At 65.2% G+C, this 18,611-nt stretch carries 22 protein-coding genes; 21 read left to right on the top strand and 1 reads right to left on the bottom strand.

The annotated features are described in order from the left end of the window. Together ACU5AP_RS14635 and ACU5AP_RS14640 are read left to right on the top strand one after the other, a co-directional pair. A partial coding sequence (locus ACU5AP_RS14635; protein ID WP_446681409.1) for a hypothetical protein occupies window positions 1-420 on the top strand: 420 nt, incomplete at its 5' end. Between the two features lie 215 nt (window positions 421-635). Continuing rightward, the gene (locus tag ACU5AP_RS14640; RefSeq protein ID WP_446681410.1) at window positions 636-956 is read left to right on the top strand and encodes an HNH endonuclease signature motif containing protein; all 321 of its coding nucleotides are present in this window, start codon (window positions 636-638) and stop codon (window positions 954-956) included. Here the strand turns inward: ACU5AP_RS14640 and ACU5AP_RS14645 are convergent. Then, the gene (locus ACU5AP_RS14645) at window positions 953-1,480 is read right to left on the bottom strand and encodes a DUF4145 domain-containing protein (RefSeq protein ID WP_164917965.1); all 528 of its coding nucleotides are present in this window, start codon (window positions 1,478-1,480) and stop codon (window positions 953-955) included. The genes ACU5AP_RS14640 and ACU5AP_RS14645 overlap by 4 nt on opposite strands. Window positions 1,481-1,940: 460 nt before the next feature. Here ACU5AP_RS14645 and ACU5AP_RS14650 point away from each other — a divergent pair, with 460 nt between their 5' ends. The 19 genes from ACU5AP_RS14650 to ACU5AP_RS14740 form a co-directional block, all read left to right on the top strand. Next, on the top strand, window positions 1,941-2,324 hold the full coding sequence (locus ACU5AP_RS14650) for a P27 family phage terminase small subunit (RefSeq protein ID WP_446681411.1): 384 nt from the start codon (window positions 1,941-1,943) through the stop codon (window positions 2,322-2,324). Next, a complete protein-coding gene (locus ACU5AP_RS14655) occupies window positions 2,296-4,110 on the top strand; it encodes a terminase large subunit (protein WP_446681412.1) in 1,815 nt (604 codons plus the stop codon). The genes ACU5AP_RS14650 and ACU5AP_RS14655 overlap by 29 nt, the downstream gene beginning before the upstream one ends. Continuing rightward, a complete protein-coding gene (locus ACU5AP_RS14660; RefSeq protein WP_446681413.1) occupies window positions 4,110-5,342 on the top strand; it encodes a phage portal protein in 1,233 nt (410 codons plus the stop codon). The genes ACU5AP_RS14655 and ACU5AP_RS14660 overlap by 1 nt, the downstream gene beginning before the upstream one ends. A 13-nt stretch (window positions 5,343-5,355) precedes the next feature. Then, on the top strand, window positions 5,356-6,045 hold the full coding sequence (locus tag ACU5AP_RS14665) for an HK97 family phage prohead protease (RefSeq protein ID WP_446681414.1): 690 nt from the start codon (window positions 5,356-5,358) through the stop codon (window positions 6,043-6,045). A gap of 11 nt (window positions 6,046-6,056) precedes the next feature. After that, on the top strand, window positions 6,057-7,277 hold the full coding sequence (locus tag ACU5AP_RS14670) for a phage major capsid protein (protein WP_446681415.1): 1,221 nt from the start codon (window positions 6,057-6,059) through the stop codon (window positions 7,275-7,277). Between the two features lie 78 nt (window positions 7,278-7,355). Further along, a complete protein-coding gene (locus tag ACU5AP_RS14675) occupies window positions 7,356-7,592 on the top strand; it encodes a hypothetical protein (RefSeq protein WP_446681416.1) in 237 nt (78 codons plus the stop codon). Beyond that, entirely contained in the window at window positions 7,592-7,903 is a 312-nt protein-coding gene (locus ACU5AP_RS14680; RefSeq protein WP_446681417.1) for a head-tail connector protein, read from the top strand. The genes ACU5AP_RS14675 and ACU5AP_RS14680 overlap by 1 nt, the downstream gene beginning before the upstream one ends. Window positions 7,904-7,914: 11 nt before the next feature. After that, window positions 7,915-8,160, top strand: a complete 246-nt coding sequence (locus ACU5AP_RS14685) for a hypothetical protein (protein ID WP_446681418.1) — start codon at window positions 7,915-7,917, stop codon at window positions 8,158-8,160. Continuing rightward, window positions 8,147-8,506, top strand: coding sequence for a head-tail adaptor protein (locus ACU5AP_RS14690; protein ID WP_446681419.1), 360 nt, complete (start codon window positions 8,147-8,149; stop codon window positions 8,504-8,506). Before ACU5AP_RS14685 ends, ACU5AP_RS14690 begins: the two co-directional genes overlap by 14 nt. Beyond that, window positions 8,503-8,910 (top strand): hypothetical protein, encoded by a 408-nt coding sequence (locus ACU5AP_RS14695; protein ID WP_446681420.1) that lies wholly within the window; start codon window positions 8,503-8,505, stop codon window positions 8,908-8,910. The genes ACU5AP_RS14690 and ACU5AP_RS14695 overlap by 4 nt, the downstream gene beginning before the upstream one ends. Beyond that, window positions 8,907-9,332 (top strand): DUF3168 domain-containing protein, encoded by a 426-nt coding sequence (locus ACU5AP_RS14700; RefSeq protein WP_312990582.1) that lies wholly within the window; start codon window positions 8,907-8,909, stop codon window positions 9,330-9,332. Before ACU5AP_RS14695 ends, ACU5AP_RS14700 begins: the two co-directional genes overlap by 4 nt. A 65-nt stretch (window positions 9,333-9,397) precedes the next feature. After that, window positions 9,398-9,838, top strand: a complete 441-nt coding sequence (locus ACU5AP_RS14705) for a phage tail tube protein (RefSeq protein WP_303699797.1) — start codon at window positions 9,398-9,400, stop codon at window positions 9,836-9,838. Next, entirely contained in the window at window positions 9,838-10,245 is a 408-nt protein-coding gene (locus tag ACU5AP_RS14710; RefSeq protein WP_446681421.1) for a gene transfer agent family protein, read from the top strand. Before ACU5AP_RS14705 ends, ACU5AP_RS14710 begins: the two co-directional genes overlap by 1 nt. 207 nt (window positions 10,246-10,452) lie before the next feature. Beyond that, window positions 10,453-10,812: a hypothetical protein gene (locus tag ACU5AP_RS14715; protein ID WP_446681422.1), complete on the top strand. Its 360-nt coding sequence runs from the start codon at window positions 10,453-10,455 to the stop codon at window positions 10,810-10,812. Window positions 10,813-10,878: 66 nt separating this feature from the next. Beyond that, entirely contained in the window at window positions 10,879-13,833 is a 2,955-nt protein-coding gene (locus ACU5AP_RS14720) for a phage tail length tape measure family protein (RefSeq protein ID WP_446681423.1), read from the top strand. Then, a complete protein-coding gene (locus ACU5AP_RS14725; RefSeq protein ID WP_312990578.1) occupies window positions 13,830-14,423 on the top strand; it encodes a hypothetical protein in 594 nt (197 codons plus the stop codon). The genes ACU5AP_RS14720 and ACU5AP_RS14725 overlap by 4 nt, the downstream gene beginning before the upstream one ends. Next, window positions 14,423-15,082 (top strand): hypothetical protein, encoded by a 660-nt coding sequence (locus tag ACU5AP_RS14730; RefSeq protein ID WP_312990577.1) that lies wholly within the window; start codon window positions 14,423-14,425, stop codon window positions 15,080-15,082. Before ACU5AP_RS14725 ends, ACU5AP_RS14730 begins: the two co-directional genes overlap by 1 nt. Window positions 15,083-15,099: 17 nt before the next feature. Continuing rightward, a complete protein-coding gene (locus tag ACU5AP_RS14735) occupies window positions 15,100-15,492 on the top strand; it encodes a DUF6950 family protein (protein WP_376779417.1) in 393 nt (130 codons plus the stop codon). Next, window positions 15,492-18,611, top strand: a 3,120-nt coding sequence (locus ACU5AP_RS14740) for a hypothetical protein (protein ID WP_446681424.1), incomplete at its 3' end; no start/stop codon positions are given. The genes ACU5AP_RS14735 and ACU5AP_RS14740, both read left to right, overlap by 1 nt.

Below are 18,611 nucleotides of genomic sequence, written 5' to 3' on the forward strand. Positions count from 1 at the left end.
CTCATCTGCGTTCCTTACGTCACTGCGACGAGACCCAATCCCTCCATTATCCGCAACCCCAGATCTGTGCCAAAGGCGCTGACGCCGAACAAACCGGAGAGGCATTCGATGAAGGATAACCAAGAGCGCGTTGATCTTGTCGACCTTTTGAAGCTCGTCAGTGTCACCGAAGACCGGAAGGTGGGATTTGCCCACTCCCAGGACGTTGCGTTCAGTGTCGACCTGACGACGGGAGACGTTTACGATCCCACTGCCCGCCGGTTCGACTTCAAGCTCTCCTACCGTCCAGATACTGTGAAGGATGAGTATGTTGTTGCGATCGCCCGCGCGGATTTGCATCAGCACTTCTTGGAATTGGCCGAGGCCACCAAGCCATGGGCTATGTCGGAGGAGCAGCGCGCCGCCGCACTGAAAGCCTGACCTCTATCAGTCGGGGTATTTTCGATTCAGCCCCGTCCATGACGATCACAAGGTGGCTTTCGCGGGCCGCCTTTTCGTCAGGCCCCCATTAAGGGCCGCACCTTGATTTCCTTTTCGTGCGTGCGAAGCCTCGGTCAGGTCATGCTTGGCTGGCATGCGCACCAAAGCGTCAATAGGCGTGGCCTTCACGACCATTCCTTGGGGTAGAGGACTGCATGGCCCGTCGTCCTGACCACATCGCCTCCCAAGGCACCCAGCGCCTAAGGGGCCGCAGAGGCGTAGAGCAACGTAAGCGCCGCCTCGCGGCCGAGCCTCTGTGCAGGGACTGCTACGCCAAGGGGATCGTCACCGCCTCGACGGTGCCAGACCACATCATTCCGCTGAGCCAGAACGGCCCAGACACCGACGACAACATCCGCTGCCTTTGCGCGGACTGCCACACCATCAGGACCAGAGAGCAGTTCGGCCACGCCCAGGTCAGCCCGGTCGGCGTCGACGGCCGCCCCCTCGATCCGAAGCACCCTTGGAACCGTTAATCCTCCGTATCTTCTCTAAACTCGGCTACCTCGCCAGGCAGCTCAAAGACGTATTTCAAGAACATCTCGGTGAACAACCGAAGAGGCTTGGCGTCGTCCTCAGTAAAGTCGTCAGGATCGTGTAGGGCCTCGTTGCCTTCAATCCGCACCCTATCAGCCCACGACCACATGTCGGGCGTGATGTGGTGGTTATTGTGCAGCCACTCTAAGCGCTTGAAGAAAGTTCCCTTGGGGATGCCCTCAAACGTCTTGGTGGCGATATCGAGCGCAGATCTGTACATCGCGACAGCGGCGTTCCAGCTGCGCCGTTGGTACGCATCTTCGCCTTCGAGGAATCTCTTCGCGACCGAAGCTGGCGTATGCAGCGGTGCCATCGGCTCGATGCGCTCTGGCCAGAAAGCAGTAACGTTGAACTCCGGCTCTATAACACCGTTGAACTCTCTTGGTTTTGAGCCGCGCCCCACATTGTCGTAGCATTCTAGCGTCACTGGAAGCCTGCACGCGCCGCAGGTGGCCGCGGCCACCCACGTTCGCGAACCACGAGTATCATTCCATACGATTGAAAAGGTTGAGTGGTCCGCAGGGCAGTGCGGACAGCTTCTGACAAGGACGCCCATTATGAACTCCAATATCTTGCCTGCCGCCAAGGCAGAGCGGGCTATGCGTGGCATTGAGGCGACGACGCCGGGCGAGACGACGGCCAGAATCGTTCAGGCATTCAACCGCATGAATGGCCAAGGTGAGCAGAGAGCGTTTGTCGCTGCAATAGCTTCGCGGCTCGCAATGAGGATCTGCGAGCTAACCTGACCCATTGGGGGGGGGCGGGGCAAAGTCTGGAGCCTTGGCCTCGGACACCGGCGGCCAAGGTGCATTCGCACTGAAAGCTGTTTCGAACTAAAAAGTTGGGAGCACCCCCGTAGGGGGTGATGCTGCATGAACGTAGTGCCGGGGACGGGCGACATCGTGCCGGAGCCGCACTGGCGCATGCTCCTGACGGACGATCTGGAGATCGCAGCAGCGGCCGAGCACTGGCGCCGCATTTCATCGGAGATGAAGGATCGGGACATCCTGTCCCCCTCTAACGGCCATGCCGTTCAGCGCCTTGTGCTGTCCTACGTGATCTACGACCGCTGCTCGCGGGAGGTCGCTGAGAACGGCGCGGTGCTGAAACCCAAGCGCGGCAACCCGAAAGCCATCGCCCGCCTCAGCCCGCACTTCCAGGCGATGCGAGAGGCGGCGGCGGATGCGGCAGCGCTGGAGGCTGAACTTGGCCTGTCTCCCCGCCGCCGATCGGCAGCGGCGAAGGTCGTGAAGAAGGCCCGCGCCGCGCGAGCGTCTGATGCGTATCTCCGGCCCGTCGCCAAGTGACCCGACGTCCCGCTGGGCCTCGGATGTCCTGGCGGGGCGGATCATCGCCGGTGAGCTGGTCGGTCTGGCTGCGGAGCGCCACCTCAGGGACTTGAAAGACGGCGCGGCTCGCGGGCTCTACTTCGACGAGGACGCAGCAGCTCGGGTGATAGGGTTCTTTCCGGCGCTGTTGTCGATCACGGCCGGTGCTCACGAAGGCAAGCCGTTCAACCTGCTGCCGTGGCATATGTTCACGGTCGGCTCGCTGTTTGGGTGGAAGAAGGAAAGCGGTCGGCTTCGTTTCCGCCAGGGCTGGCTGGAGACCGGCAAGGGTCAGGCCAAGTCGCCGCTGATGGCGGGCATCGGTCTGTACATGTCCGGCTGGCACGGGGTGAAGCGCTCCGAGGTCTACGCCATCGGCCAAGACCGGGCGACGGCGAACGTCCTGTTCAAGGACGCGGTCGCCATGTGCCGCGCGAACCTGCCAGAGACGCCGGAGGACGAGACCGACAGCCTCGTCACGCGCGGCGAGGTGATCATCCGCGGCGAAGGCGACAACGCCTGGAAGATCGAACATCCGGAGAGCGGGTCGAAGTTTCAGGCGCTAGCCAACGGCGACGCCATTTCGGGTCCGCGCCCGACGCTGGTGACGGCCGACGAGATCCACGAGTTCAAGACAGGGGTTCCAATCGAGACCTGGCGCCGGGCCATCGCGAAGATGCCGGGCGACGCCATGATGCTGCTGGGAACCAACACCCCGGCCACTACCCAGATCGTCGGCACGTCATACAGCGACTTCTTCCAGAAGGTGCTGAAAGGCGACGTGCGGGACGACGAGGCGTTCGCCTTCATCGCCAGGGTCGATCAGGCCGACAGGGAGAACATCTTCGACAACCCGGCCGCCTGGGTGAAGGCGCTGCCGGCGCTCGGCGTCACCTTCCCGATGGAGAACATCGAGGGCGAGGTGAACACGGCGCGGGTGCTGCTCTCAACCGCCATGTCGGTGAAGCGCCTGTATTTCGGCATCCCGACCGGCGCCGTCGACTTCTGGATCGATGAGAGCGCCTGGGCTGCGGTTCAGGGTGTTGTCGATCCAGCCGAGTTCAAGGGCCGCCCCTGTTGGGCGTCGCTGGACCTGTCGCAGAAGAACGACCTGACCGCCCTGACGGTGGTCTGGCTGAAGGATGGAAAGCTCTACGCCAAGACCTGGTACTGGACCACGAAGGCAGGCCTTGAGGATCGGGCCAAGAAGGACGGCGCGCCGTACGAGGAGTGGGTCGAGGCCGGTCATCTGACTGCCGTCCCCGGCGCGGTCATCGACAAGACGTTCGTCGCCCAGCAGTTGGCCGAGATCGCCGCTGAGCATGATCTGCAGTTTCTCGCCTTTGACCCGGCGGGCATCGCGGACTTCATCGCCGCCTGCGACGAGATCGGATTTCCGGTCTGGCGCTGGCAGGGGCCGGACAAGCCGGAAGGGATCGGCCTGAAGCTGATCGCTCATGCGCAGGGGACGCGCGTCGTGTTCGAAGACCGGCAGCTCTGCATGCCTCGCTCGGTCGAGCGGCTTGAGGATTCCATCCTCGACAAGACGATCACCGTCGACAGTTCGCCGGTGACCTACATGTGCGCGGGCAACGCCCAGCTGATCAGCGACGGCCAGAAAAACCGGGCCTTCGACAAGAAGGCGTCGCGGGGCCGGATCGACGGCCTTGTCACCCTGGCGATGGCGACCGGCGCCGCGCTCTATGCCGAGAAGAAGGAGGCGGGATGGAACGACTACCTCGCCAGCCTGGGGGTGCCGGCTTGATGTTTCGGGCGCTCTGGCCATTCAGCGCCAAGGGCGACACCCGTGAACGACTGTCCCTGACGGATCAGCGCAGCCGTGTCGGAAACATCGACGCGGGCGTGCCGGTCAACGAGACGACCGTGCTGAATCTTTCGGCGGCGTGGGCCTGCGTGAACCTGCTGGCTGGGACCATCGCCTCCTTGCCGCTGATGGTCTACCGCACCGACGCCAAGGGCGACCGGAACGTGGCCAAGGACCATCCGCTCTATCGGGTTCTGCACGACAGTCCGAACCTGGATCAGACCGCGATGGATTTCTTCGAGGGCGGTGTGGCTGCCCTCGAGCTGCGCGGCAACATGCACGCGCGGATCGGCAGGCTGGGCGACCGGATCGTCAGCCTGTCACCCATCGCCAGACCATCCGTCCGTCGGACATCATCGGGCACCCTGCGCTACAGCTGGAGCGAGGACGGCAAGCATTACGACGAGCCGTCCGAGAACATTCTGCATGTGCGGGGCTTTGGCGGCTCTCCGCTCGGCGGGCTATCGACCATCGCCTTCGGCCGGCAGGTCTTCGGTGTCTCTTCCGCCGCGCACCTGAGCGCGGCCCGGACCTTCAGAAACGGCGCTCGTCCGGGCATCATCCTGTCCTTCAAGGACTGGCTGAAGAAGGAACAGCGCGACCCGCTAGAGAAAGCGCTGGAAGACAAGTTCACAGGCGCCATCAATGACGGCCGCCCGTTCATCGCAGAGGGCGGCTCGACCGTTCAGACGCTCGGCTTCTCGCCGGAAGACACCCAGCTCCTGGCATCGCGCGGCTTCGGAGTTGAAGAGGTTTGCCGCTTCTTCGGCGTGCCGCCGCACATGGTCGGACACACCGAAAAATCGACCAGCTGGGGAACCGGGCTGAAGGATCAGACCGAAGGCTTCGTGAAGTTCGCTCTGCGCAAGCGCCTGAAGCGCATCGAACAGGCGATCATGAAACAGTTGCTGACCCCGGCGGACCGCGCGGCCGGCATCGTCGTCGAGTTCAATCTCGAGGGCCTACTGCGCGGCGACAGCGAGGGGCGCGCCGCCTTCTACGAGTCCGGTCTGCGCAACGGCTGGACAACCATCAACGAAGTGCGCCGCCGTGAGGGACTGCCCCCGGTGGAAGGCGGCGACGTCCCTCGCATGCAGATGCAGAACGTCCCCATCACCATGCAGCTGCCAGGCAAGCCGATTGGCGAGATGCCGGCGCTGTCGGCCGACTAGGAGGCCTCCTCAGATGCAGACCAAGGACTTCGACCTCGACCTCAAGGAGGTCGGGGATGACGGCTCGTTCGCCGGATACGGCTCGATCTTCGGGAACGCTGACAGCTACGGCGAGATCGTCGAGCCCGGCGCGTTCGCGGCCAGCCTTCGCGCGCACGCCAAGGCCAAGACCATGCCGATGATGCTGTGGCAGCATGACACCTGGCAGCCCATCGGCGTCTGGACGCTGATGGAAGAGGACCAGCGCGGCCTCCGTTGCGAAGGGCGTCTGCTCCTCGGGGTGAAGCAGGCCGACGAGGCCCACATCATGCTTAAGGCGGGCGCCATCCGCGGCTTGTCGATCGGCTACCGCGAGTTGGCCGCCGAGCCTGACGGCAACAACCGGCGCTTGAAGAAGCTGGACCTGCGCGAGGTCAGCATCGTGTCGTTCCCGGCGAACGAAAAGGCGACCGTCACGTCGGTAAAGACGGAACGCGCCGCCGAGTTCGTGCGGCGCCTGCGCGAGGGCGAGCCGCCCAGCACCAAAGAATTCGAGGACATCCTGGGTGATCTAGGGGTTCCGAAAGCCCTGCGGGCAGGCATCGCCTCCCACGGGTACGCCAAGGCCATCCGGAGCGAGTCCGGGGGCATCGATCCAGCCGTCAAATCAGCCATGACCGACCTGCGGGCGGCGCTGGACGGCTTCCTCAATCCCCGGACCTGATGGAGACCCCAATGTCCGAAGCCCAAGAAATGGAAACCCTCGTCAAGGATCTGAAGCGGGCCGCTGACGATGTGAAGAAGGTCGCGGAGACTACCCAGACCGAGGTCAAGAACCTGGGCAGGGTGACCGACGAGACCAAGCAGAAAGCCGACGAGGCGCTGGTCAAGCACAACGAGATCAGCGAACGCCTGTCGGTCATCGAACAGAAGATGACCCAGCCGGACGGCCGCGACGACGAGCGCCAGAAGTCGGCCGGTCAGATGGTCGCCGAGAGCGAGGAGCTGAAGAGCTTCATCGCGGGCGGCGGCAAGGGCCGGATCAGCATCGCGGTCAAGGCGATCATCTCATCGCTGACGACCGACGCCAACGGTTCGGCAGGCGATTTGATCGTGCCCCAGCGCGTGGACGGGATCATCACGCCCGCCCAACGCCGCATGACCATCCGCGACCTGCTGACGCCGGGGAACACCGCCTCGAACGCCATCCAGTACGTGAAGGAAACCGGCTTCACGAACAGCGCGGCGACCGTGTCGGAAACCTCGGGCGCGACCAAGCCGCAGTCGGAGATCAAGTTCGACATCGTCACCACGCCCGTCACGACCATCGCGCACTGGGTGCTGGCGACGAAGCAGATTCTGGACGATGTGCCGCAACTGCGGTCCTACATCGACGGGCGCCTGCGCTACGGCCTGGAGTACGTCGAAGAAGGCCAGATGCTGAACGGCGGCGGCACCGGCACCGACCTGAACGGCATCTACACCCAGGCCACGCCTTACTCGGCTCCGACGACCCTGCCGGCGCCGGTGACCAGCATCGACGTTCTGCGTCTGGCGATGCTGCAGGCCTTCCTGGCTGAGTTGCCCCCGACCGGTCACGTCCTGCACCCGACCAACTGGGCCGAGATCGAGCTGGTCAAGGATACGACCGGCCGTCACATCATCGGCAACCCGGTCAACGGCGGCCCGTCTACCCTGTGGCGCCTGCCGGTGGTCGAGACCCCGGCCATGACGGTCGGGAAGTTCCTGACCGGCGCATTCAAGCTGGGCGCACAGATCTTCGACCGCGAAGAAGCCAACGTCGAGATCTCGACCGAGGACAGCGACAACTTCCGCAAGAACCTGGTCACGATCCGCGCCGAGGAGCGTCTGGCCCTGGCCGTCTATCGCCCGGAAGCCTTCATCAAGGGCGACCTGGCTGCGGCCATCACCGCTTCGACCGCCACCGGCGGCTGATGCTGAGCGCCCCGGCTTCGGCCGGGGCCTCTTTTCCCGAGCGGCCGATCAGCGGCCGTTCCGGCAAGGAGAACACCGATGAAACTCTATGCTCTCGATACCGTGCAGATCACGTCCGTGAAGTCGCCCGACCCCCTGCTCGCCGGAGAGGCGTTCGAAATCGACGACGAAGCCGTCGCCAAACAGTTGATCGACCGCGGCCTCGCCAGTGAGAAGGCGCCCGGCGAGAAGGCAGCCCCGCCGCCGAAGAACAAGGCTGATCCTGCACCCGCCAATAAGGCCGAGCCGAAGCCGGCCAACAAGGCGGACGCCTGATGCTGAACGTCGTCGTCCTCACGGTTGGCCCGCTTTTCGACCTGGCCGAGGCCAAGCAGCACCTGCGCGTCGACCATGATGACGACGACACCCTGATCGAGGGCTGCGCGGACGCGGCCGTGCTGTCCTGCCTGGACTTCTGCGACCGCAAATTGGTCCCGCAGGGCGCCGAGCCTGTCTTCAAGGCCGCCGCGCTTCTGCAAATGGCCGGGCTCTACAACTCGCGGGAGTCGATCATCACCGGCGCCACGGTGCAGTTGAACCCGGCGGTCGAGAACCTGCTGCGCCCCTACCGCGTCATTCGCGTCTGAGGAGACCCGCCATGCGCGTTCGCTTCACCGAACCCTACGACTACACCCCGAGCGAAGAGCCCCGCGTGCTGATCGCTTTCTCTCCGAATGGCGGGGCCGAGAAGGACGGCGCCTATACCGTCCGCCGGGAATGCGGCGAGGCCGCTGTGAAAGCGGGCAAGGCGGTCGAGATCGCCCCGGACCCGCTCGACCACGACGGCGACGGCCGCAAGGGCGGGTCGCTGCCGAAGGCGAAGAAGACCAGTGCCGAAGCCTAAGGGCGCCGGCGACCTTCGCCATCGGGTGAAGTTCCAGCGCCGGCCGATCGACGGCGACGACGGCTACGGCAACCCCGAAGGCGACTTCGCTGACCTGGGCATCGAGCGCTCCGCCAGCCTGACCCCGACGCGGGGCGGCGAGGACGTTCAGGCGGGGCGCGTGGCAGGCAAGGCCTCGTGGGACTGTTGGGTCAGGAATGATAGCGGCACGCGTCAGATCACGACCAGCGACCGTGTGGTGGACGCCCGCGATGCGAGCCGCGTCTTCAACATCCGCTTCATCGGCGACATGGACGGCGACCGGACGTGGCTGCTGATGCAGCTGGAGAGCGGGGTCGCGACGTGAGCGAGGACATCGAAGGCCTGAACCGGCTTATGGCCCGGTTCGCCGCTATGCCCGCCAACGTGCGCAAGCGGGCTGGCCAGCAGGCGTTCATGGGCGCCGAGGACATGGTCGCGACGATGAAATCCATCGCCCCGCGCGACGACGGCGACGATGGCGACCAGAAGCTGGTGGATCACATCTACCACGAGGAAGGACGGCTGGGGGACATCTCCTACGTCGTCATCAGCGACGCCAAGGACAGCAAGGGACGGCCTAAAGCTCCACGTGTCGAGCTGGGCCACGTCGCGGAGGACGGAACCCAGGTGCCGGCTGTACCGCACTTCTACCCGGTCGTCCGGACCCTGGGTCCGAAGATCAAGCGCCGCATCGCTAGCGCCGTGACGCGGGAGCTTCGCAAGAAATGATCGACGGGCAACTGGAACTGCAGGGCGCCATCAACGCCACGGTGCGCGGATCGGCTGTCATGGATGGCCTGATCGGCAAGCGCATCTATGACCAGGTCCCGGCCGACGAGACTGGACGGGTTTCGGACGACCTCTTCCCGTATGTGTCGTTCGGCGCGATGACCTCTGGCGACGACGGCGACCAATGCCACGACCTGGTGGCGATCTCCGTCCAGTTGGACTGCTGGTCGCGCGCTGTGGGCTGGCCCGAAGTAAAGCGGATCGCAGCGGCCTTGGTGAAGCTGCTGAACGACAAGATCGCGGTGCCCGGCTTCACCGTCGTCATTCACGAAGTGGAGCGGGTGCTTTCGACCCGAGAGGCCGACCGGCGGACCAGCCGGGTCGCTATCCACCTTCGCTACCGGCTGGCGCCCCGCGCCTGATCCCGAGCAACCGCTCAACCCTGAACCGCCCCTGACCGGGCGGCGCTTTCACATGGAGAACCGCTATGGCGGAACCTGAATACGTTGAGGTCGTCTCGGGCGAGTCGATCCTGGTCCAAATAGGAAATGGCGCTGACCCCGAGGTCTTCGCGCACGACTGCATGATCAACGGCTCGCGCTCTTTCGAACGCACTGCGTCGGTGACCGAGCAGAGCATTCCCCGCTGCGACGACCCTTCACAGCCTGACAAGATCGTGCGGCGCGTCGACAGCACCGACAGCAGCATCGGCGGGTCCTTCAAGGTCCACTCGTCTTCCATGCTCGCGTGGATGCAGCGTGTCGGTCAGACGGTAAACGTGCGCGTCCGTCAGGCTGGCGTGTGGCGCGTGGCCGGAGCCTACATCCTGCAATCCTTCAGCGTCGAAGCGGAGGCCCGCGGCTACGCCACCGGCTCGATGAACATGGTGCAGGCCGACGAGCCGACCATCGGCGCGGACGCTCCTTAATGAGCCGCTCGGCCAAGGCCCGCGCCCCATTCGGCGACAGCGTTTATGACTTCCGGCTGACCATCGGCCAGTTGGAGGAGTTGCAGGAACTGACCGATGCCGGGCCGGAGGAGATCTATCAACGGATCTCGGAAGGTCGCTGGCGGCTGGCGGACCTGAGGCAGACGCTGCGCCTGGCGTTGATCGGCGGCGGCGTCGATCAGTTCAAGGCGCTGGGCCTGGTCGAGCGATACGCTGGGCCGGGCGACTTCTTGGCGTTGAAGCCGCTGTGCTTGTCCATCATCGCCGCCGCGCTGGTCGGCGCCCCTGACGAGGACAAGCCGAAGGGGGAGATGGAGGGGGAGACGAACCGCTCCCCCGACGAAAGCTCCGGTTCGGAAACTTCTACGCCATCGGCGGCGCCATAGGCCTGTCGCCTGAAGAGGTCGCGAAAACCTCTGTGTGGCGCCTGATGCGAGCTTATGACGGATGGCTGAAGGCGCAGGGCGTTGAGGAGAAGGGTGGCGCGCCGTCGGACGCCGAGTTCGAGGCGGCGGTGAAGGAGGCTCGGTTATAGGGCCTTTCTCGGCACCAGCGCTCGACCTATGCTTCTCATCTGCTTTGGGGAGGGCTCTGTGAGGAAAACCATTATCTTGGCGCTGGCGTTTCTCTCGGGCTGCGGACCATCTGCTCTCGACGTCCGCGATGCTAAGGATGCGGTGAGGAACACGCTTCGCGACCCTGGCTCCGCCGAGTTCAGGCGGATCAAAGTCGTCAGGTCGGATGGGCAGCCTCGTGTCGTGTGCGGCGAGGTCAACAGCAAGAACGCATTCGGCGGCTATGTGGGCTTCCGCGACTTCTACTATCGCGATGGTCGTTTACGCGTGGCGAGCGAGATAGGCGATGTCACTCGCTCGGTGTCCGAGATTGAGGACAACGCGAAGTTCATTCGCGAGCATGCTCGCCTCTGTTTGGGGCTGGATGTGCAGCCGTAAGCGGCAGGCAGTCTGAAGGTGTAACGGGCGGTTCTTCGGAGCCGCCCTTTTTCATGGGCGGTGTGAATGGCCGAAGAAATTGAGCGGCTGCTGGTTCGCATTGAGGCGAACGCGACGCAGTTCGAAGCGACCATCAAGAAGATAAACCGCTCGCTGCATGGCGCCCAGGCGGAGACCCGGCGTTCGATGGCGGAAATACAGAAGAGCGTCGACGGCGCCGCCATGGGCGTTCGTCGTTCGGCGTTGATGGCGACCAGCGCGCTGACCACACTGGGGGCCAGCTTTGGCGCCGCGCAGCTGGTCAAGAACTTCCGTGAGGGAGAAGAGGCCGCCAAGCGCTTGAAGGCGGTGTTGAAGACAACCGGCCACGCTGCGGGCCTGTCTTACGGCCAGATCGCATCGTGGGCGCGAGAGTTGGAAGAGGAGACGGGGCGGTCAGCGACTGAGATCCAGAACGCAGCGGCGCAGCTGGCGACCTTCACCTCAATCGGCCGAAGAGAGTTTACCGAGGCCATTGAGGTCGCCAATGACATGGCGGCCGTATTCGGCGGCGATCTGAAATCCAATCTGGACGCTGTGGCGCGGGCGCTGGACGATCCCATCGAAGGTTTCGCCAATCTGCGGAAGCGCGGGTTCGCCCTGACAGACGCAGAATTGAAGCGCGCCGAGGCCCATATGAAGGCCGGTCGCAGCGCCGAAGCGCAACAGGTCGTTTTGAAAAACCTGTCGTCTCAGGTGGACGGCACGGCGAAGGCCGTCAACACCGGTCTGACGAAGTCCCTGAACGATCTTCAGCGCCAGGCGGACGATACATTCAAGCAGATGGCGGACCAGGGCGGAACCGCCGCCGCCATCGCCGCCGTCGACCTTGCGACGAAGGGCCTCGGGTTCCTAGGCGACAATATGGATACGGTGCTGGATGCCGCCCAGGCGCTAGCCGTATTCCTCGCGACCCGTTACGCGGCCAGCGTCGGGATCGCGACGGCTGCGCAGCTTGCGAATGCGGCCTCGCTTGTGAGGACTAAGGGGGCCGTGGACGCCCTGTCGGCGGCTATGGCCAAGAACCCGTTTGGCTTGGCCGCCCTCGCCGTCGCCGGGTTGGTGACGGGCCTCGTAATGCTGGCGAAGGCCCAGTCTACAGCAGAGATCACCGCTAAGGCGCACGCCAAGGCCCAGGCGGAGATAGCACCCGCCACCAGCCAGTTGGAGAAGCTGGTCCGGAAGCTTGCCGCTGCCAATGATGAAGAGACGGCGAGCATTCGCCGGAAGATAGACGCCCTGCTGGCCGAGGAGCGGCTTAAGGCGCAGATGAAGCGGAACGCCTATTTGGAGGCGAAGGCTGAAGTCGCGTCGAAGCCAGTCACGACCTATTCCCAATCGCTTTCGATGGGGGGCATTCCGGCGGGCTTCTCACTCCTGCCCCAAGAACAGCGGCCCACCCAGATCGGCCCGAACGGCAACCCGATTGATACCGTCCAGGAGACGACGGACCTCAAACGCCTGCGCATCGAGGCAGAGGAAGCCGAGAAGGCCTATCGGGCGCTGGCCGAAACTGCGCAGGAGACGGTCGTTCAGGCGACAACGCCGCTCGAATACACCGACAAGGACGCGGGCAAGAACGCCAAGGCGGCCGAACAGCGGCGGCGCTTGCTGGAGGACCTGAAGGCCCAGACTGCGCTGGAAGTGGCGCAGCTGGGCGAACAGGTCGCACAGGTCCGCGAACTGGAGCGGCAGGCCGAGATCACGGCCCGCATCCGCCAGCTGGAGGACGCCGGGTTCAGCAAGGCGCAGGCGCGCGCCGAGTCCGCCAAGGTTCAGACCCAGCTGGACAAGGCCCGTGAAGCGGCCATGGAGCGTGAAGAGGGGCTGCTGAAGCGCAACTGGGACTTGGACGTCGCGCGTCTGGACGAAACCTGGGCGACGGTGCGGACCATCGAAGAAGAGGTCGAGCTTCGTGAACTGACGCTCGCTCTGATGAAGACCTCAACCGACGAGGTCTCGGCGCGGACCAAGGCCGAGAACATGCTCGCTGCGATCCAGACGGCGCGGGTCGATGCCGCCAAGCGCGGGCTGGACCTGGCCCGCGAGGAGCACCGGTTGGCCGTCGCCCAGCTGAGCGGCAATCGCGCCCTGACCAAGGAGCTTCAGGATCAGGCCGCCATCCGTGAGCGGACGAAGGCCTATCAGGCCGAGGGCTATGGCCTCAGCCCGGCCGATGCGGAGCGGCGCGCGACCGACGAAGTGACGCGCGAGCGGAGGGCGGCGACCTATGGCGAACACCGCGAGTTGTTCGCCTCGGCGTTCAGCGACGGCATCCGCGCGGCGATGGCGGGCGACCTTCAGGGATTCCTGTCCAATCAGTTCGGCAACTTCGCCGATACGATGATGCAGAAGGCTGGCGAACAGATCTTCGACAGCATCTTCGGTGGTATGGACGCCGTGGCCGAAGGGGCATCGCAGGGCGCGGCGATGGCGGCGACGGTCACGCCCGCCATCACAGGCGCCGGCGCGGCGGCCGGGGCGTCAATGGCCGCGTCGATCACGGCTGCCGGCGCGGCGGCCGGAGCCTCGATGGCGGCGGCGATTGCTGGCGCCAACATCACCAAGTTCCCGCTGTTCGATCAGGGCGGCTACACCGGTCCCGGCGGCGTGAAGCAGGCGGCGGGCATCGTCCACAAGGGCGAGGTGGTCTTCAGCCAGAAAGACGTCGCCCGTCACGGCGGCCCGGCGGCCGTCGAAGCCCTGCGGCGCGGGATGCCCGGCTATGCGCAAGGCGGCGTGGTCGGGCGGTCGGTGATCCCCGGCGTCAATGCCGCCGTCAATCGAATCAGCGGCGCCAGTCAGGCCCAGCAGCAACCCGTCATCATCAAGATGGCTGTCGAAGAGGGCGCGCTGTTCCAGCCCACCATCGAGGCGGTTTCGGGCCGCGTCGCCGTGCAGACTACGACCATGGGCGTCGCCACCGTTCAGGACCAACAGCGCACGAACGCGATGCGCCGCAGACAGAGTCTCGTCGGATGATCGAACTTCCCGCCTGCCCTCCCATCAAGGAGGCGGTCCCTCGCTATGTCAGCTTCGGCGTCGACCAGGATCCGATCCTGGGCGGTCCGCAGTCGAAGGTGCTGCGCATGGGGGATCGCTGGGCCATCGACGTCGAGACCTATCCGGCCGAGTACGCTGAGCACGGCATGAAGTACCTGTCGCGGCTGGTACGCGGCCTGAAGGAGACAGTCCGTCTGGCCTTCCCCGAGCCGGGCGTGAAGCCTCGGTCCTATGGGGCGCCGGTCGTCGTCTCCGCCGGATCGGCGGGGACGTCGCTGCCGGTCAGCGGTCTGATCCCCGGCGACGTGATCAAGGAGGGGAAGTTCTTCTCCATGATCATCGGCGGCGAGTCCTACCTCTATCAGGTCGCGGTCGCGGACGTGGCCGTCAGTGGCGGCGGGACGGCGACCCTGCAGATCGAGCCGATGCTGCGGCGCCAGCCCCCAGCCGGAACCGTTCTGGATTTCGAGCCCAAGATCGAAGGCTTCGTGCAGGGCAACGAACAGGCCTGGAACACGAGCCGGTCGAAGTACCTGCCGTTCCGCTTCACCATCAAGGAGCGCGCCTGATGTCCATGTCTCCGGCCATGCTGGCCGCGCTCCAGTCTCGCAATCCGTTGCTGGTCCACCTGCTGAAGATCGAGCTGCCGGGCAAGACGATCCGGCTGGTGGACGGCTCAGGCTTCGTGCTGTGGGGCGCTGAATCGTACACGGCCGAAGATGCCGATTTCGGCAAGATCTCGGGCTTCGGCGAGTTCACTGAAGCCGAGGGCACCGAGGCGCCGCGCCAGACCGTGCAACTGCTCCCGACCGGCAACGCCGCCATTGCCGCCCTGACCGCGCCCAGCGCCCAGGGCTCGCCCGTCACCATCTACGCCGCCGCCATCGATCGACAGACCGGCCAGGTCATCGGCGAGCCGGATGTGCGGTTCGTCGGTGAGTTGGACGACGCCGGATTCAACCACGCCCAGAACTCGTCGCTGCTGGAACTGGAGCTGGCGACGATCTGGGAGCGCCTGTTCGACGACAACGAGGGCCATCGCTGGAACGACGCCTTCTGGACCTACCTCTACGGCTCCAACGCCCGCGCCTTCCAGCACGTCACCAACGCGGGCCAGAAGCTGTTCTGGGGCTACAACGGACCGTCTTCGGGCTCCGGCGGCTCATACGGCGGCGGCAATGGCTCCATCGGCGGCGGTGGCGGCAATGTGGTGCAGCAACAGGTATGACAGAGCTAGAATTGCGGGTGGCCGCCACGGGAGCCACCTTCGCCCGGTTCAACGGTCAGCCGTTGGTCCTGGGGGCGACTGACTGCGCCCGAATGCTGGTCTTCCACTTGAAAGGCTTCGGTTTCAAGCCGTCGCTGTTGAAGGCAGGCGCCTATTCTACGCCGGTTGGCGCGCGCCGCGCTTTGAAGAAGCTTGGCGTCTCGTCTCTGTCCGAGATCATGGATCAGCATTTCCCGCGCATCGCGCCGGCCGAAGCGCGAACGGGTGATGTGCTCTGCGGGCCGTCTGGCGACGGGATGGGCGACGCCATGGCGATCCGCCTGCACCGGAACAACGCGCTCGGTTTCCTTGACGGGGTCTGCGGCGAGGTCGTGATCCACGACTACGTTGCGGCCTGGAGGGTTGTGTAATGCCGCAGCTGCTCCCCGCCGCCGCTGCCTGGGCGGCGACCGCATGGACCTCGGCCGTTACGGCGACCGCCACGGCTCTCGGGGCTGTTGGGACCGTGGGTGCGCTCGGCATGGGCGGCACCTATGCGCTGGCCGGCGCCATCGTTAAGGGCGGCGTGATGCTGGGCTTGTCCGCAGCCTCCGCGGCGCTGCTGCGTCCTAACACGCCGTCCAGCGGCACCAGCCTCGACTTCAAGCCTGACCCCAAGGCCCCGATCCGCGGCGCAATGGGATACACGGCGCTGGGCGGCAACAAGGTCTTTCAGGCGACGTGGGGCTACAAGCGTGTCGCCATGTCGTTGGGCGTGGCGCTGTCGCTCGGCCCGATCGATCAGGTTCCGCGCTTCGAGGCAGACGGCGCGACCGTCACCTTCAGCGGACCGCAGAACGAGGCGACCGGCTTCTACGCGGCCGACATGTGGCAGCAGACGACGCTGGGCCTGCCCGGCGATGCAGCCCTGCTGCCTCCGACCGGACTGAAGTACGGCAACCCCGGCCTGACCGGCTGGGGCACGCAGCACGCGGCGCCGCAGACCGCCTTCTCGTTCTGGACCATGGTGCTGGCGAAGAATCCGGAGGACCGGGACGTCTTTACCAATGGCGTGCCTGATCCGCGCTGGATCGGTCGCTGGATGAAGCTGTGGGATCCGCGCAAGGACTCCACCTATCCGGGCGGAAGCGGCCCGCAGCGCCGTGACGACTGGCGCACGTGGGAGTGGAGCGAAAGCCCCTTTGTCCACGCGCTGGCCTGGTGCCGCGGCCACTACAAGCTGAACCTGGACGGCACGATCGACCGCACAAAGCGGATTGCGGGCATCGGGGCGCCTGACGCCGCGATCGATATCCCGGCCTTCGTCGAGGGTATGAACGTCGCCCAGGCCAACGCCTGGACGATCTCGGGCGAATGGTCGACGTCGGACGGAAAGTTCCAGACCCTGCTTGCCATGCTCCAGGCGGGCGGCGGCGAGCCGATCAGCCGTGGCGCGCAGATCAGCGTCCTGGTCAACGCCCCGCGCGTCGCAACCTACACCTACACCCGCGACGACCTGATCGGGCAGGCCGAAATCCGGCCGCTGACGCCGCGCCGCGAGCGCAAGAACACCATCGTCCCACGCTACAAGTCGGAGGCGAACGGCTGGCAGTACGTCCCGGCGGGCGAGGTCACGTCGTCGGTCTATCGCGACGAGGACCGGGGCGAGCCGCGCTCGCTGGAGATCGAGTACACCCACGTCCGCCACGCCAAGCAGGCGGGGCAGTTGGCCGCCTATGATCTGGCGAACCTGCGCGAGGGCCTGACGGCGACTTTGCCGTCCAAGGTCCACCTGATGCACGTCCATCCGGGCGCCTGCATCACGGTGGACGTGCCTGAGCTAGCGCTGGCCGGTCAGAAGTTCATCGTCCGCCGCGCCACGACGAACCATCAGGCCGCGAGCGTGACGCTGGAACTGCGTTCAGAGAGCGATGGCAAGCACGCCTGGGCTCTGGGGCAGGCCGCGCAACCGGCGCCGTCGCCCAGTTTGTCGGCCGTCGATCCTAAGTACGTCCCGCCCCCCGCGCCAGGCGAATGGACGGTCGTGCCCAAGCCGCCAGGCGAGGGCGGGGTATCGCAGCCGATCGTCATCATCGAACTGCCGATCGAGACGACGGACATTGTCGCGGTCATCATCAAGCACGGGCCGAGCGCGGCGGGGCCATGGACGGATGGCTATGAGGGCTCACCTCGACCCGACGGCCGTTATGAGGTCGCCGGACTGACGCCGGGGCAGACCTACTGCTTCTCGCTCCAGTTCGTGGCGAAGAACGGCGCCAAGAGTGAACCGGACATCAAGTGCGGAATCGTCGCGGGCGATCTGACGGCCGGCAACGTCATTCCTACCGCCCCGACCATCGTCAGCATCAGGAACGACATAGAGGCGGCCTTCGGCGACATCTTCGACGTATCGGAGCTGCTCGCCGATGCCCGGACCCAGCTGGACGCCCAGGGCGCAGAGATCGCAGCAGCACGGGCAGGGGAGGCCAACCTCAGCGCCCGGATCGCTGGTGTGAACCAGGCCCGCATCGACGGCGACGAGGCCAACGCCCTGGCTATCAGCGGCGTCGCGGCTCGGACGGCCAACACCGAGGCCGATATCATCGACCTTGAGAACGCCCTGGCAAATGAGACGACGGCACGGGCGGAGGCGGTTCAGCAGGTCACTGCTCGGCAAAGGGCAGCGCCGAACCTGCTGCCACCCATTCGCGCTTGGCCCTTCTTCGGAGGGGCTTGGGTCGATGACAACTACCCGACCCTCGGCGATTACACATTCTCCACGGCTCCCGGTTCCTTCCGGTATTTCGACGTAGCCATTGAGGCGGGGGCGCCTTTCGTCGTCAGCATCGAGGGCGCCTCAGGCAACGGGTCTCGGGTGCAAGTCGAGTATCACGGCGCCAGCGGATACATTGCAGATAGCGGTATAGACCTTCGGGCGTTCACCTGGGGGCAGCGGGTCGAGGCGACCTTCGCTGCCCCAGTCGGGTTGGGAATCACGAAAGCGCGGGTGCTTCTTCAGAACTTCACGACTGCTTCCTGGGCGAGGGCGATGCTTCAGCCCGGCAGCATCAGCACCAGCTATCGTGAAGACGCGGCCGTTTCGAGCCTTGGGGCTATGGTCACCGAACAGTCCCTCGCGATTATCGACCTGGAGAACCAGCAGACCATCGCTTCCTGGCGGATCAAGTCGGAGGCTTCTGGCAGCAAGCCTGCCATCATCGAGGCCGTATCAGCTCTGGGGGGCTCGCATGTGGCTTTCGGCGCGGAGCAGATCTACTTCGGGGGCAACACCGTCTTCGACGATGCGACTGACACCTGGCAGACTGTCGAGGGATCGACCGTTTACGTCCGGGCGGATGGCGCGCCGTTCGGCGCCAATGCGAACCTACGGGAATGGTGGGGGCCGGTTGGCATTGCGCTCGGCGCCATGACGACAGCCAACGGGTACAGCGGTCGAATGACCACTGCTCCCTACAACTTCGACAACACCAGCGGGGTCGGCTTCCACGTGAAGTCGTCTCATATGTACATCAGCGCTTCACGTACGGGA

It is taken from the genome of Brevundimonas sp. RM1, assembly GCF_052907225.1.